This window comes from Microvirga zambiensis WSM3693, assembly GCF_016735695.1.
GTDB lineage: Bacteria > Pseudomonadota > Alphaproteobacteria > Rhizobiales > Beijerinckiaceae > Microvirga > Microvirga zambiensis.
Genome location: NZ_JAERQD010000017.1, coordinates 89592 through 105118 on the forward strand (window position 1 = coordinate 89592; position 15527 = coordinate 105118).

Consider the following 15527-nt stretch of genomic DNA (forward strand, 5'->3'; position numbering starts at 1 on the left):
ATCGATGACCCGCTCTCTCACCATTCTCGGCGCCACCGGTTCGATCGGCCGCTCCACGGCCGATGTTGTCCTGGCGCACAGGGACGAGTTCCGCGTGGAGGCCGTTGTCGGCGGGCGCGATGCCGCCGCCTTGGCTGAGGTCGCCCGGCGCCTTGGGGCGAGGTTCGCAGCCCTTTCCGATGAACGGGGGGGCGAGACCCTCAAGGAGGCGTTGTCCGGAACGGGGATCGCGAGTGGGGCGGGCCAGTCCGCGATCCTCGAAGCGGTCGCGCGCGAGACTGACGTCGTTCTTGCTGCGATCAGCGGGACGGCCGGGCTGGCCCCCACGCATGCCGCTCTGAAGGCGGGCAGGCGCATCGCCCTGGCCAACAAGGAAAGCCTTGTCTGTGCCGGAGAGGCCTTTATGGCCGATGCCCGCCGTCTCGGGGTCGAGATCATGCCGGTGGATTCCGAGCATAACGCTCTCGATCACGCTCTGGCGGCGGGCCTCAACCGGGATGTGGAAAAGGCGGTGATAACAGCCTCCGGCGGCCCTTTCCGGACCTGGTCGAAGGAGCGCATCGCCCAGGCCGATGCCGACGTGGCGTCCGCCCACCCGGTCTGGTCTATGGGCTCGAAGATCAACATCGACTCCGCCACCCTAATGAACAAAGGGCTCGAACTCATCGAGGCGCATCACCTGTTCGGCCTCGAAGCCGAGCGTCTGGACGTTCTGGTCCATCCGGAGGCCATCGTGCATGGGCTGGTGCAATGGCGCGACGGTGCGGTCACTGCCGGTCTTGCCCTGCCGGACATGAAGGTGCCGATCGCCAACGCCCTGCGGCATCGGGAGCGGCTTCAGATGGACCTGCCGCGTCTCGATCTTGCCGCGATTGGCCGTTTAAGCTTCGACCGACCTGACGAAGAGCGGTTTCCATGCCTATCTCTGGCCAAGGCTGCGCTGAAGGCTGGAGGTGCGATGCCGACCGTCCTGAACGCCGCTAACGAAATCGCCGTCGAGGCCTATAGGGCGGGCCGCATCCGATTTTACGATATCTCAGAAATGGTTGAGAGTGTCTGCTCGACCTTTTCGGGAAGACGGCTATCGGCACCGGCGATCGTTGCCGACGCCCTGGAGATTGACCGGGAAGCGCGCGAGGCGGCCATGGGCCTCATGCCTGCCCATGCCTGAGACAACGCAGCTCTGACCGAGCGCGAAAGGGACGAAGATGGAATACCTCACGATGATCAGCGGCGCGACAGGTTCCCTGTTCCTGACCCTGATCTCCTTCCTCGTGGTGCTCACGGTGGTCGTATTCATCCACGAGTTCGGCCATTTCTGGGTCGGCCGTCTCTGCGGCGTCGGCGTCACCGCCTTCTCCATCGGCTTCGGGCGCGAGCTGTTCGGCTGGACCGACAAGAAGGGCACCCGGTGGAAGATCTCGGCGATTCCCCTCGGCGGCTACGTCAAGTTCGTCGGCGATCTCAACGCGGCCAGCGTTCCCGACCAGGAACAGCTCGATCGGATGCCCCTCGACCAGCGAGCGGTTAGTTTTCCCCATCAGAATGTCGCCAAGCGAGCGGCTATCGTCGCCGCCGGCCCGATCGCCAACTTCATCCTGGCCATCGCCATCTTTGCCGGCTTCAACTACTTCAACGGACGGCAGGTTCTGGAGCCCAGGATCGAGGCCGTTCAGGCCGGAAGTGCGGCCGAAAAGGCGGGTTTCCTGCCCAAGGATCTGATCCTGACGGTCGACGGCCGACAGATCCAGACCTTCGCCGACATGCAGCTCATCGTGAGCTCGAGCGCCGGCGAGCCTCTGCATTTTACCGTCGAGCGCAACGGCGAAACGGTCGCTCTGACGGCAATTCCCAATCTCGTCGAGCGCACCAGCCCCTTCGGCAAGCAGCGCATCGGCCTTCTCGGCGTCGAGGCTTCGCGGGACCCCTCGGCCATCAAACGCCTGACCTATTCCCCTTGGGGAGCCGTCAAGGCGGCGGCGGTGGAAACCTGGAATCTGGTCGACCGGACTCTCAATTTCATCCGTCGCCTGGTGCTGGGATGGGAATCGGCCGATCAGCTCTCGGGGCCAATCGGAATCGCCCGGGCCTCCGGGACCGCCTTCGATGTGGGAGGGGTCTATAGCCTCGTCAGCCTGATAGGTTTCATGTCCGTCTCGATAGGCCTTATTAACCTTTTTCCCATTCCGCTGCTGGATGGAGGGCATCTTCTGTTCTATGCCATTGAAGCGGTTCGCGGGCGTCCTCTGAGCGAGAAAGCGCAGGAAATCGGCTTCAGAATCGGGTTTGCCCTGGTGGCGATGCTCATGCTTTTCGCCACTTGGAATGACCTTGTTCACCTTGGCAGTAGTTTCCTAGCGCAGGGATCGTGACAAGGACGCCACGCCCTTTAAAAATTGGTACTCTGTTGTGGATGTGCCGTTTGCAATGGCGGCGAAAGTTTGTACAAGCGGTCACACGGATAAGGTTGGGGGCACTCGTTTCCAACCTGCGGGGCCTCCCTCGCTAGGACAGAAGATAAAAGAAACGGGCCAGTTGATGATGTCGACGACCACGCCTCGCCGGAAAAAGCCGGCCACCACCGCCGTTATCGCGATCAGCGCGCTGATGGCCGGGATTACGGCCGCGGACACCGCCTTCGCGCAGGGAACTCCGGGGAATCGCCGCGCTTCGACCGCGCAGGGCCCCGTCGTCAACCGGGTCGTGATCGAGGGCAACAAGAAGGTCGAGAAGGCTCTCATCGAGGATCAGCTTCAGTCCCGCGCCCGCGCTCCGTACAATCAGGCTGCCGTGGACGCCGACGTCGAGAGGATCCTCGAGATCTACCGCCGTTCCGGTCGCGGTCTGGCCTCCGTGACCCCGCGCCTCGTCGATTTGCCCAACGGTACGGTCGACGTGGTCTACACCATCAACGAGGGTGACAAGACCGGCGTGAAGGAAATCCGCTTCGTCGGCAACAATCAGGTTTCGTCCAGCCGTCTGCGCGGCCTCATGCAGACCACCGAGACCAATCTCCTGAGCTTCCTGAAGAGCACCGACGTCTACGATCCCGATCGTCTTTCGAACGATCTCGACCTGATCCGCCGCTACTACCTGAAGAACGGCTATGCCGACTTCCGGATCATTTCGAATGACGTCACGTTCGACCCCAATGCCGGCGGCTACGTGATTACCATCGCGGTGGAAGAGGGCGAGCAGTACCGGGTCGGCAATGTCAGCGTCGATTCCCGCCTCCCGGGTGTCGATGGCGATGCGCTGCGCAGGGATGTCTCGACTTCGGCAGGCTCCGTCTATAACGCGGAGGCCGTCGAGAAGTCCGTTCAGGCAATCACGATCAGCGTCGGGCGTCAGGGCAATCCCTTCGCTCAGGTTCGCCCGGTCGGTACCCGCGATCCCTCGACCCGCACCGTCAACCTCGGCTACGTGATCGAGGAAGGCCCTCGGATCTACGTCGAGCGCATCAACGTTCGCGGCAACAGCCGTACCCGTGACTACGTGATCCGTCGCGAATTCGAGCTGGGTGAGGGCGATGCCTACAACCAGGTGCTCATCAACCGCGCCGAGCGCCGCCTGAACAACCTCGGCTACTTCAAGCGCGTCCGCATCTCCAACGAGCCCGGCTCCTCGGCCGACCGCGTGATCGTCAACGTGGATGTGGAGGATCAGTCCACCGGTTCGTTCGCGATCTCGGGCGGCTACTCGACGGCCGACGGCTTCATCGGCGAAGTTTCGGTCACCGAGACCAACTTCCTCGGCCGTGGCCAGTTCGTCCGTCTCGCCGGTCAGCTTGGCCAGCGCGCGCATGGTATCGACTTCTCCTTCACCGAGCCGTACTTCCTCGGCTACCGGATGTCGGCGGGTATCGACCTGTTCTCCAAGTTCAGCGACCAGACCCGGTATTCCCGTTACGAGAACCGGATGACCGGCGGTACGCTGCGCCTCGGACTTCCGATGACGGAAGAGTTCACGGTTACGGCCCGCTACTCGCTGTACCAGCAGAATCTCACCATCCCGAACGACCTCGAGCAGCCTTATAACGACTGCTCGGCGCCGATCCCCGGCTACACGCTGCTCAACGCCAACGGCACGCCGAACCGTGCGTTCTGCGAAGGCAACGGCGAGGCCTCGCTTGCCATCAAGGAATCGCAGGGCGACACGCTCACGTCGCTGGCCGGCCTGACCTTCAACTACAACACGCTCGACAATATCCGCGAGCCGCGCAACGGCTTCTATGCCGAGGTGAAGACGGACTTCGCCGGCCTTGGTGGTGACTCCCGTTACTTCCGTACGACCGGCGATGCCCGGTACTACCGCGAGCTGTTCGAGGATGTGGTCGGTATCGCCCGCATCCAGGGTGGCCACATCATCGGCTTCAATAGCGGCGACGACGATGGGACGAACGGCGACCTGCGCATCGTCGACCATTTCTTCATGGGCCCGTCGCTGGTTCGCGGTTTCGCGCCCAACGGCATCGGCCCGCGCGATATCTCGAGCCTCGACAGCCGTGCGAACGCCGTTGGCGGCACCACCTATTTCGGCGGCACGCTCGAAGTGCAGTTCCCGATCTGGGGTCTGCCGCGGGAGCTGGGCCTGAAGGGCGCCATCTTCGCCGATGCCGGTACGCTCTACGGCTACGAAGGCCCGACCACGTTCAACACGGGTACCGGCAGCATCCTGGATCCGATCAGCGGCTGCGTGCAGAACCCGAACGAGCCGCAGAACTGCATCAGAGTGCTCGACAGCAAGATGATCCGGTCCTCGATCGGCGCCTCCATCCTCTGGTCGTCGCCCCTCGGTCCGATCCGCTTCGACTACGCGTATGCTCTCTCGAAGGAAGAGGGCGTTCCTCTGGCGAACGGCGCCAAGATCGGTGCAGACCAGACTCAGGCCTTCCGGTTCTCCGGCGGCACACGCTTCTAATCGGGGAGGGCGCAGCGGCGCCCTCACTTATTATTCATGACAGAATCCAATTTCTTTCCGCAGAGCCAGACGTTGAATCTACGTCAGGTGGCGGAGATGGCGAATGCAAAGCTCCCCGACGGCATCGACGGGGAGCTTTTGCTTCGTGGCGTCGCGCCGCTTGAGAGCGCGGGGCCGGGCGACCTCGCCTATATGGACAACCCGGCCTATGGCGGCGCTTTGGCGGCCACGCGCGCTGCGGCCTGCCTCGTCACTCCGCGCTTTGCCGCCAAGGTGCCTGCGCACACGGTGGCCCTCGTCACCCCGCAGGCGTATCGCGTTTTCGCGCAGGTGCTGGCAATCCTGTTTCCGTCTGCGATGCGGCCGGAATCCTCGTTCGCCTCGGCGGGGATCTCCCCCGGCTCCTTCGTCCACCCCTCGGCCCGGCTGGAACACGGGGTCCGCGTCGATCCCGGCGCCGTCATCGGCCCGCATGCGGAAATCGGCTCAGGCACCCTGATCGGCGCCCACGCGGTCATCGGTCCCCAGGTGAAGATCGGCCGGGACTGCTCGATTGCCGCCAACGTGACCGTCTCCCATGCCTTCGTCGGCAACCGGGTCATTCTTCACCCAGGCGTGCGCATCGGCCAGGACGGCTTCGGCTTCGCCATGGGACCGCAGGGGCATCTGAAGGTGCCGCAGGTTGGGCGCGTGATCATCCAGGACGATGTGGAGATTGGTGCCAACACCACCGTCGACCGCGGCGCGAGCCGGGATACGGTGATCGGCGAGGGCACCAAGATCGACAACCTGGTCCAGATCGCCCACAACGTGGTGATCGGGCGGCATTGCGTGATCGTCGCCCAGGTCGGTATCGCAGGCTCCACCACAATCGAGGATTACGTGGCGCTCGGCGGGCAGGTCGCCGTGAAGGGTCATGTGCGGATCGGCATGGGTGCCCAGATCGCCGCGACCAGCGGTGTCAACGGCGACGTTCCGGCAGGCGCACGGTGGGGCGGCATCCCGGCCCGCCCGATGCGGGAATGGTTCCGCGAGATCATGGCTCTGAAAAAGCTTGCATCCGGTGACAATTCGGCCAAAGACGACGACGCGTCTTCATAACGTTCGTTGAAGGCATACACTTTTCTCCGGAGTTCAAGCCATGTCCGAAGCGCCAGCCACGCTTCAAACCGCCGATATTATGGAGATCCTGGAGCTTCTGCCGCACCGGTATCCCTTCCTCCTGGTCGACAAGATCATCGAGATCGACGGGGACAATTCCTGCATCGGCATCAAGAACGTCACCTTCAATGAGCCACAATTCAGCGGCCATTTCCCCTCTCGCCCGATTTTCCCGGGCGTTTTCCTGATCGAGGCGATGGCCCAGACGGCCGGGGCCATCTGCGTCAAGGCGAAGATCGCGGAGCAGGCGAAGCCGAAGCAGGTGTTCTTCATGACCATCGACAAGGTGAAGTTCCGCAAGCCTGTCGAGCCGGGCGATCGGGTGGAGTTTCACATGCGCAAGCTGAACAACCGCCGCAACATGTGGTGGTACAAGGGCGAGGCGAAGGTCGACGGCAAGGTCGTCTGCGAGGCCGAGGTCAGTGCGATGCTGGTGCTTGAATAATGGAAACGCTGATTCATCCGACAGCCGTCGTCGAGGATGGCGCAAAGATCGGCGCCGGCGCCAAGATCGGTCCGTTCTGCACAATCGGCCCCGAGGTCGAACTCGGCGAGGGCTGCCAGCTCATGAGCCACGTCGCTCTGGCGGGGCGGACGAAGATCGGCCCCCGGACGCGGATCTTCCCCTTCGCTTCGATCGGCCACATTCCGCAGGACCTGAAGTACAAGGGCGAATCCTCGACCCTTGAGATCGGGGCCGATTGCATGATCCGCGAAGGCGTGACCATGAATCCCGGCACCGAAGGCGGCGGCCTGCGCACGGTGATCGGCGACCGCTGCGCCTTTCTGGCCAATTCCCATGTCGGCCATGACACGAAGGTCGGCAACGACTGCATCCTGTCGAACAACGTGATGCTGGCAGGCCACGTCACGGTGGGCGATTTCGTGATCTTCGGCGGCGGCTCGGCCGTGATCCAGTATGCCCGCGTCGGCTCGCACGCCTTCGTCGGCGGCATGTCGGGCCTGGAGAACGACCTGATTCCCTATGGTATGGCCATGGGCAACAGGGCGCATCTGGCCGGCCTCAACATCATCGGTTTGCGCCGGCGCGGCTTCACCCGCGAGCAGATCCACGACATCCGCCGCGCTTATCGCCTGCTGTTTGCGGACGAGGGCACGTTGTCCGAGCGCGTCGAGGACGTCGCCGGCGAGTTCGACGATCACCCCTTCGTGCATGAGATCCTCGACTTCATCCGTGAGGGCAAGGATCGCGCCATCTGCACGCCAAGGGATCCCGTCAGCACGGCGGGATGACCATGCCTCAAGGCCCCATCGCGATCCTCGCCGGGGCCGGGCAGCTTCCCATTCAGCTCTTGAACCATCTCGAGCGGAAGGGGCAGGAGGTCCGGGTGCTGGCTTTCCGCGGCTTCGCGGAAGCCGAGCTGCAGCGCCGCGCCCATGCCACCGTCGACCTTCTCGACCTCAAAACCATCATGAGCACCCTCGAGGGCTGGCGGCCGCAGGCCGTTTCCCTCGTGGGCGCGGTGCGACGTCCCGGCTTCTCGGCGCTGTTGAGCGCCTACTCGCTGCTGCGGAACATGCACGAGGTGAAGGAGGTCATCAGCCGCGGAGATGATCAGGTTCTGCGCGGTGCGGTGATGCTGCTCGAAGAGCGCGGGCATAAGGTGGTCGGCGCCCATGAACTCGCTCCCGATCTCGTTGCATCCCGTGACCTGACAGGCGCGCGGCAGGCCGGAATGGAAGACCGGGAAGCCATCGGCATCGGCATCGATCTTCTCGCATCCCTGTCCGGTTTCGATATCGGCCAGGGCGCCATCGTCGCTCACCGCCATGTGCTGGCCATCGAGGGGCCCGAGGGAACGGACCGCATGATGCGGCGCGTGCGGAAGATGCGGCAATCCTTGTTCGGCCTGCGCCGCCGGGAGGAGGGCGGAGTGCTGATCAAGGCCGCGAAGCGCGGACAGGATCTGCGCGTCGACATGCCGACCATTGGGCCGAAGACGGTCGTCGAGGCGGCAAGGGCGGGCCTGTCCGGCATCGCCATCGGAGCGGGCTCGACCTTCGTGCTGGAGCAGGATGAGACCCTGCGCATTGCGGATCGTCTCGGCCTCTTTCTGACGAGTGTCGACCTGCCCTGGATGGAGAAAACGCTTGCCTGAGACGAAGCCGCTGACGATCTGGATCGTGTCAGGTGAGGAATCCGGAGACCAGCTCGGCGCCAAGCTGATGCGCTCGCTCAAGACCCGTCTTGGTGCGGACAATCTGCGTTTCGGCGGCGTTGGCGGCCATGCGATGGCGAGGGAGGGCCTGACCAGCCTGTTTCCGCTCGAAGAGATCGCCGTGATGGGCTTCTCCGCCGTCATCGCCCGGCTCCCCTCCATCCTGAAGCGCATCCGATTCACGGCAGATGCGGTGGTGAAGGCGAGGCCGGACCTGCTCGTCATCATCGACAGTCCTGATTTCACCCACCGGGTCGCCAAGGCCGTACGACAGCGCGCGCCGCAGATCCGCATCGTCGATTATGTCAGCCCCTCCGTCTGGGCTTGGCGGCCGGGCCGCGCGCCGAAGATGCGCGCCTATGTCGATCACCTTCTGGCCCTGCTGCCCTTCGAGCCTGAGGCGCATAGGCGACTCGGCGGCCCGCCGACGACCTACGTCGGTCACCCGCTGATCGAGCGTCTCGGCGAGATCCGCCCCGCACGCGGAGAGCGCGGCGGGAATGCCGATGGGCCGATCAGGCTTCTGGTCCTGCCAGGCAGCCGCCGCTCCGAGGTCGGCCGTCTCATGGAGCCGTTCGGGGCCGCCTTGGCGCTGCTGAAGGAGCGCTCACCGCGTCCTTTCGAGGTCACGATCCCCGCCGTCTCCCATCTCGCGCAGGAGATCCGGACACAGGCCGAAGGCTGGAGCGTAAAGCCGCGGATCGTCGAAGGTGAGGACGCCAAATGGGCGGCTTTCCGCGAGGCCGATGCCGCTCTTGCGGCGTCTGGAACCGTGACGCTCGAACTCGGCCTCTCCGGCGTGCCGATGGTGGTGGCCTATCGCGTCTCGAAGATCGAGGAAGTGCTGAAATACCTCATCAAGGCACCCTCCATTGTTCTCACCAATCTGGTGCTCGGCGAGAACGTCATTCCCGAGCTGATCCAATGGGATTGCACGCCGGAGAAACTCGCCGACGCGCTTCTGCCGCTTCTGAGCGACACGCCCGAGCGCCAAAGGCAGATCGAAGCCTTCGCCAGGCTCGATGCTCTCATGAAGATCGGTGAGGAAGTGCCGAGCGAGCGGGCTGCGCGCGTCGTGCAAGAGGTGCTCGACTCGAAAAAGCGCGGCTGAAAGAGGCGTTCAGGGTAGCATTCTCCCTGCGCGTCATCCCCGGAATAAGTGCGGCCATGACGTCAGAGGTTTAACTAGGCGGAGCAACAAAAAAGGGGCCTTTCGGCCCCTTTTCTTCAGCTTAAGCAATTCGCTCAGCCGCGCTGGGCGACCGTCACGTAGTCGCGTTCCGTCTCGCCGGTATAGAGCTGGCGCGGGCGGCCGATGCGCTGGGACGGGTCCTCGATCATCTCGCTCCACTGGGCGATCCAGCCGACCGTGCGGGCGAGCGCGAACAGCACGGTGAACATCGAGGTCGGGAAGCCCATCGCCTTCAGCGTGATGCCCGAATAGAAGTCGATGTTCGGATAGAGCTTCTTTTCGACGAAGTAGTCGTCCTTGAGCGCGATCTGCTCGAGCTCGATGGCAACGTCCAGAAGCGGGTCGTCCTTGATGCCGAGCTCGTTGAGCACCTCATGCGTCGTCTTCTGCATGATGCGCGCGCGCGGGTCGTAGTTCTTGTAGACCCGGTGGCCGAAGCCCATCAAGCGGAACGGATCGTTCTTGTCCTTCGCCTTGGCGATGTATTCCGGAATCCGATCCGGCGTGCCGATCTCTTCCAGCATCTTCAGCGCCGCCTCATTGGCGCCACCATGAGCGGGACCCCACAGGCAGGCGATGCCGGCAGCGATGCAGGCGAAGGGGTTGGCGCCCGACGAGCCGGCGAGACGCACGGTCGAGGTCGAGGCGTTCTGCTCGTGATCGGCGTGCAGGATGAAGATCCGGTCGAGCGCGCGCGAGAGCACCGGGTTGACCTTGTACTCCTCCGCCGGGACCGCGAAGCACATGCGCAGGAAGTTCGAGGTGTAGTCGAGATCGTTCTGCGGATACACGAAGGGCTGGCCGATGGAATACTTGTACGCCATGGCGGCGAGCGTCGGCATCTTCGCGATCATGCGCATCGAGGCGATCATGCGCTGGTGCGGATCCGAGATGTCGGTCGAGTCATGATAGAAGGCCGAGAGCGCGCCGACGCAGGCGACCATGATCGCCATCGGGTGCGCATCGCGGCGGAAGCCCGTGAAGAACCGGTGCATCTGGTCGTGCACCATGGTGTGGCGCGTGACGCGATAGTCGAAATCGGCCTTCTGGGCTGCGGTCGGCAGCTCTCCGTAGAGCAGCAGATAGCAGGTCTCGAGGAAGTCGCCATGCTCTGCGAGCTGATCGATCGGATAGCCGCGATAGAGCAGGATGCCGGCGTCGCCGTCGATATAGGTGATCTTCGACTCGGTGGCCGCGGTCGAGGTAAAACCGGGATCGTAGGTGAACATCCCGGTCTGACCGTAGAGCTTCGAGATGTCGATGACGCTCGGGCCGATCGTGCCTTCTTTGACCGGCAGTTCCACGGACTTGTTGTCAACGGTGACGGTGCTGGTGGGGGAACTCATGCGTCATGGCCCTTTCAAAACGGAGGCCGGGCAGAACCTAGTGCAGCCATGGAGGCAGGGTAGCCCTTCGGGCTGCCGAACCAGGGTTTGCCGGTCGGGTAGGATTATGGCGCCTTGGGTAGCTTATCCGTATGGTGGGGGCAAGCACGTCTAAAGGCGACAAACGCTTGCTATGCAGCAGATGCATCCTTGAGCTGATCGCGTAACCGCAACAGCGTTTGATCCTTGCCGAGAACCGCCATCACGTCGAAGAGTCCGGGCGAGGTCGCGCGCCCGGTGAGCGCCGCCCGAAGCGGCTGCGCCACCTGGCCGAGCTTGGCCCCGATCGCCTCGGCATGCTCGCGCACGACCGCCTCCACGCTCTGGGCCGACCAATCGGAAACTCCATCGAGCTTCGCGTCCAGACCGGTAAGGCGGGATCGGCCGTCCGCCAGCAGGCCTGCGGCTTTCTCGTCGAGATGCAGCGGGCGCTGGGCGTAGAGGTAATAGGCGCTGTCGAGAAGCTCCACGAGGGTCTTGGCACGCTCCTTCAGGCCGGGCATGGCGGCGACCAGCTTCTCCCGCAGGGCCGGCTTGAAGGTGCGGCCGAGATGGTGCTCGTCCTTCTCCAGCTCCGGCAGCAGATCCTCAAGGGCGCGCACCAGATGCTCGTCGTCGGACTGGCGCATATAGTGGCCGTTGATGTTCTCGAGCTTGGCGAAATCGAACCTGGCCGGGGAGCGCCCGATGCTGCCGAGATCAAAAGCGTCGATCATCTCCTGTGTCGAGAAGATCTCCTGATCGCCATGGCTCCAGCCAAGCCGCACGAGATAGTTCCGAAGCGCCTCCGGCAGATAGCCCATGCTGCGATAGGCCTCGACGCCCAAGGCGCCATGACGCTTCGACAGCTTCGCGCCGTCCGGCCCGTGAATGAGCGGGATATGCGCCATCGTCGGCACGCCCCAGCCAAGCGCCTGGTAGATCTGGGTTTGGCGAGCGGCATTGGTGAGATGATCGTCGCCGCGGATCACATGGGTCACGCCCATATCGTGATCGTCGACCACGACGGCGAGCATGTAGGTCGGCGTGCCGTCCGAGCGCAGAAGCACGAGATCGTCGAGGTCCTTGTTCTGCCAGACCACGCGGCCCTGCACCTGATCCTCGACCACCGTCTCGCCCTCGGTCGGGGCCTTCAGGCGGATGACGGGTTTTACGCCCGCCGGGGCCTCGGACGGATCGCGATCGCGCCAGCGGCCGTCATAGCGCAGGGGCCGGCCTTCCTTGCGGGCGCTCTCGCGCATTTCTTCCAGCTCCTGCTGGCTGGCATAGCAGTAATAGGCGCGGCCTTGCGCCAGCAGGCTCTCGGCCACCTCCTTGTGGCGGGCGGCGCGGGAAAACTGGTAGATCGCGTCGCCGTCCCAGTCGAGCCCGAGCCATTTCAGGCCGTCGAGGATCGCCGCAATGGCGGAATTCGTGGAGCGTTCCCGGTCCGTGTCCTCGATCCGCAGCAGCATCTTTCCCCCATGCCGCTTGGCATAGAGCCAGTTGAACAGGGCTGTGCGTCCGCCTCCGATATGCAGGAAGCCGGTGGGCGAGGGGGCGAAGCGGGTGACAACGGTCATCGCAGAAAACCTTGACTGAAAAACGTGATTTCGCGCGGCCTATACGCCGCAACGTCAGCCGACTCAATCCACAGGGCGGCTTGGGCCGGAGCGGTGCGGTCGTCTAGCATGCAACGGAACCCGCGTTAAGCCGAACCAGCGATGCAAGACAACCAGGCAAAACCGAGCAGGATCCCGCGCGCCTCGGCACGCGCGGTGGCTTTGCCGCGGGCCTGGGGCGCCGGCATCGATTGGAGCCTCTTCGACGGGCGCAGTTGGCTGTCGCGGGCGATTGCCCGGGAGATCGAGCAGCGCCGGCTGTTCCCTTGGATCGCTGTGTATTTCGGTATCGGCATCCTCCTGTTTTTCCAGGCCGACGGGCCGCCCGCGCTCTGGGCGCCGCTCGGGGCATTCGCGATCTCCTGCTTCGCCGCTTTCATCCTGCGCGGCCGCATCCTGGCGTTGTCCATGACGATTGCCCTTGCGGCGATCTTCGCCGGTTTTGCCGCCGGAACCATTCGCACGCGCAGCGTGTCGGCACCCGTTCTCAACCGCATCGTCATCGCCCCGCTCGCCGGTTTCATCGAAGCGGTGGAAGACCGGGAGGAGGGGCAGCGGCTTCTTCTGCGCGTGTCGGAGATGAAGGGTGTCGCGGAAGCGGAGCGGCCTCGGCTCGTGCGGGTCACGATCCGCAAAGGGACGGTGTTGAATGCCGGGCAGTTCGTCTCCGGCACGGCCCGGCTGCTGCCACCGCCGGAAGCCGCATGGCCCGGTGGCTACGACTTCGCGCGCGACGCCTATTACAAGGGGATCGGCGCCGTCGGTTCCATGGTCGGGCAGGTGCGGGTTCTCGATTCGCCCGCGAAGCCGGAATGGACACTGCTTCTGGCCGCACAGGTCGACGAGGCCCGCAATGCACTCACGCATCGTATCGCCTCCTCCATCGGAGGCGCAGCCGGGGGCGTCGGCGCGGCGCTCGTGACGGGCAAGCGCGGTCTCATTCCAGAGCCGGCCAACGAGGTGCTGCGCGGCGCGGGCATCTATCACATCGTGTCGATCTCGGGACTTCACATGGTGCTCGCGGCCGGCACGTTCTTCTGGCTGGTGCGCGCCCTGCTGGCGCTTGCTCCTGCGGCCGCCCTGCTTTGGCCCGTGAAGAAGATCTCAGCGGTTGCAGCCATGATCGGCGCGACGATCTACTGCATCTTCTCCGGTTCCGACGTCGCCACGGAGCGCTCGCTCGTCATGACCCTCGTGATGTTCGGCGCGATGCTCGTTGACCGGCCTGCCTTGAGCATCCGCAACCTGTCGATCGCGGCGCTTATCGTTCTTGCGCGCGAGCCCGAGGCGCTGCTGGGCCCGAGCTTCCAGATGTCCTTCGGCGCCGTCGCGGCAATGATGGCGCTCGTTCCGATGATGCAGTCGAGGCGCGAAACGGGGCCCGCCACATTGCTTGAGCGAGCGCTGAGATGGGGCTTTCAGGCCGTGTTGGGATTATTGATCACGACGCTGGTGGCGAGCCTCGCGACCGCGCCTTTTTCGGCCTATCATTTCCAAAGCCTCAACCCTTACGGCCTCATCGGCAATGCACTGGCTTTGCCGCTCGTCTCTCTCGTCGTCATGCCGTCGGCTGTTCTCGGCGTACTCGCCTATCCGTTCGGGCTCGACCGGCCGGTCTGGCAGCTCATGGGAGCCGCCGTATCGCAGGTGCTCGAGGTATCCGCCTGGGTCGGAGGCTTCAACGGATCGACGCTCGTCGTGCCGGCCCTGAGCATCGGCGCGCTGGCGCTTCTGAGCCTGGCGCTGCTCGTGGTGACGATTCCGGTATCGGCTCTGCGATGGCTTGCAATTCTGCCTACCGGCGCAGGGCTCGCCATGGCCGCCATGCCGGCGCGCTATGACCTCTTCGTCGACCGGGACGGGGCAGGCGCCGCCATCCGCAGCGCCGGAGGGAAACTCACCCTGGTCGGACGGCCGTCCGATTTCGTCGTGGAACAGTGGCTTCGGGCCGATGGGGATGGGCGGAGCGTCGACGATGCGGGGCTCAGGCAGGATTCCCGATGTGACAATGCCGGATGCGTCGTCATTGCCGAACAGGGAAGGCGGATTGCCTTCGTGCAGAACGTCGCTGCTTTCGAGGAGGATTGTCGAAGAGCGTCCGTGATTATCTCCCGGCTCGAGGCGCCGCCGACCTGTTCGGTCGATCTTCTCCTCGACGGCAATGCCTTGAAGGAGCGCGGCGCGACGACATTGCGCTTCGGACCGAAGGATGTCGAGATCCTGTCGGTCAGGGAGGGGCGGGAGGTGCGGCCCTGGTCGACGCCAAATCCCTCACAATCCGTCGCCTCTCGCGCTCAGGAAAAGCCGCGGCGCGCGCGGCCTGTCCCTGAGCAGGATCTTCCTGACGAGGATCTCAGTACCGGCGAACCAGACTGACGAGCTTGCCCTGGATCTTGACCCGGTCGGGGCCGAGCACACGGGTCTCGTAGGCCTGATTGGCGGCCTCCAGCGCGATGGAGGAGCCGCGGCGACGGAAGCGCTTCAGGGTCGCCTCCTCGTCGTCGATGAGCGCCACGATGATGTCGCCCGTATTGGCCGTATCCTGACGCTTGATCACCACGAGGTCACCGTCGAGGATGCCGGCCTCGACCATCGAGTCGCCGCGCACCTCCAGGGCGAAATGGTCGCCCTGCGAGAGGAAATCGCCCGACAGCGTGATCGAATGGCTGCGGGTCTGGATCGCCGAGATCGGCACACCGGCGGCGATCCGGCCCATGACCGGGATCGACATCTCGCGGTCGCGCGGATCGGCCTGGGGCTGCGGCGCGGCCTTCGCCTTGCCGGCAAGGCCGCCCTCGACCACGCTCGGCGTGAAGCGCCGCTGGCTGCCGGCACCGCTGGTGCTCTCGGGCAGGCGGATCACCTCCAGCGCCCGGGCCCGGTTCGGCAGGCGGCGGATGAAGCCACGCTCCTCGAGCGCCGTGATCAGGCGATGGATGCCGGATTTCGACTTGAGGTCGAGCGCATCCTTCATCTCGTCGAAGGAGGGCGGAACCCCGGTTTCACGCAGCCGCTCATGAATGAAGCGGAGCAATTCGTGCTGTTTACGCGTCAGCATGGCAGGCCCTTACTGCTCCCCAGCGGAGCG

Annotated in this window: 12 protein-coding genes; 9 read left to right on the forward strand and 3 right to left on the reverse strand. The window is 64.4% G+C overall.

The window, feature by feature from the left end:
- The first annotated feature begins 4 nt into the window (after positions 1-4).
- The 8 genes from dxr (at position 5) to lpxB (ending at position 9372) form a co-directional block, all read left to right on the forward strand.
- Positions 5-1171: a 1-deoxy-D-xylulose-5-phosphate reductoisomerase gene (gene dxr, locus JKL46_RS14885; RefSeq protein WP_201834111.1), complete on the forward strand. Its 1167-nt coding sequence runs from the start codon at positions 5-7 to the stop codon at positions 1169-1171.
- Between the two features lie 37 nt (positions 1172-1208).
- Entirely contained in the window at positions 1209-2372 is a 1164-nt protein-coding gene (gene rseP / locus JKL46_RS14890) for an RIP metalloprotease RseP (protein ID WP_201834113.1), read from the forward strand.
- A gap of 166 nt (positions 2373-2538) precedes the next feature.
- Positions 2539-4920: an outer membrane protein assembly factor BamA gene (gene bamA / locus JKL46_RS14895; protein WP_201834115.1), complete on the forward strand. Its 2382-nt coding sequence runs from the start codon at positions 2539-2541 to the stop codon at positions 4918-4920.
- Positions 4921-4956: 36 nt separating this feature from the next.
- On the forward strand, positions 4957-6021 hold the full coding sequence (gene lpxD, locus JKL46_RS14900) for a UDP-3-O-(3-hydroxymyristoyl)glucosamine N-acyltransferase (protein ID WP_201834117.1): 1065 nt from the start codon (positions 4957-4959) through the stop codon (positions 6019-6021).
- A gap of 40 nt (positions 6022-6061) precedes the next feature.
- Positions 6062-6526, forward strand: a complete 465-nt coding sequence (gene fabZ / locus JKL46_RS14905; protein WP_201834119.1) for a 3-hydroxyacyl-ACP dehydratase FabZ — start codon at positions 6062-6064, stop codon at positions 6524-6526.
- Positions 6523-7335, forward strand: a complete 813-nt coding sequence (lpxA, locus tag JKL46_RS14910; RefSeq protein WP_425493274.1) for an acyl-ACP--UDP-N-acetylglucosamine O-acyltransferase — start codon at positions 6523-6525, stop codon at positions 7333-7335. Before fabZ ends, lpxA begins: the two co-directional genes overlap by 4 nt.
- On the forward strand, positions 7332-8201 hold the full coding sequence (locus JKL46_RS14915) for an LpxI family protein (protein WP_246529330.1): 870 nt from the start codon (positions 7332-7334) through the stop codon (positions 8199-8201). Before lpxA ends, JKL46_RS14915 begins: the two co-directional genes overlap by 4 nt.
- Positions 8194-9372: a lipid-A-disaccharide synthase gene (gene lpxB, locus JKL46_RS14920; RefSeq protein WP_201834123.1), complete on the forward strand. Its 1179-nt coding sequence runs from the start codon at positions 8194-8196 to the stop codon at positions 9370-9372. The genes JKL46_RS14915 and lpxB overlap by 8 nt, the downstream gene beginning before the upstream one ends.
- Before the next feature lie 134 nt (positions 9373-9506).
- Here lpxB and gltA read toward each other — a convergent pair whose 3' ends face one another.
- A complete protein-coding gene (gene gltA, locus JKL46_RS14925; RefSeq protein ID WP_201834126.1) occupies positions 9507-10799 on the reverse strand; it encodes a citrate synthase in 1293 nt (430 codons plus the stop codon).
- 170 nt (positions 10800-10969) lie between these two features.
- Complete coding sequence (gene gltX / locus JKL46_RS14930; protein ID WP_201834128.1) at positions 10970-12400, reverse strand: glutamate--tRNA ligase; 1431 nt, start codon at positions 12398-12400, stop codon at positions 10970-10972.
- A 141-nt stretch (positions 12401-12541) separates the two neighbouring features.
- Between gltX and JKL46_RS14935 the strand changes: the two genes are divergently transcribed.
- Positions 12542-14815, forward strand: coding sequence for a ComEC/Rec2 family competence protein (locus JKL46_RS14935; RefSeq protein WP_201834130.1), 2274 nt, complete (start codon positions 12542-12544; stop codon positions 14813-14815).
- On the opposite strand, the gene lexA is transcribed toward JKL46_RS14935, so the two are convergent.
- Positions 14793-15497 (reverse strand): transcriptional repressor LexA, encoded by a 705-nt coding sequence (gene lexA, locus JKL46_RS14940; protein WP_201834132.1) that lies wholly within the window; start codon positions 15495-15497, stop codon positions 14793-14795. The genes JKL46_RS14935 and lexA overlap by 23 nt on opposite strands.
- Positions 15498-15527 lie beyond the last annotated feature (30 nt).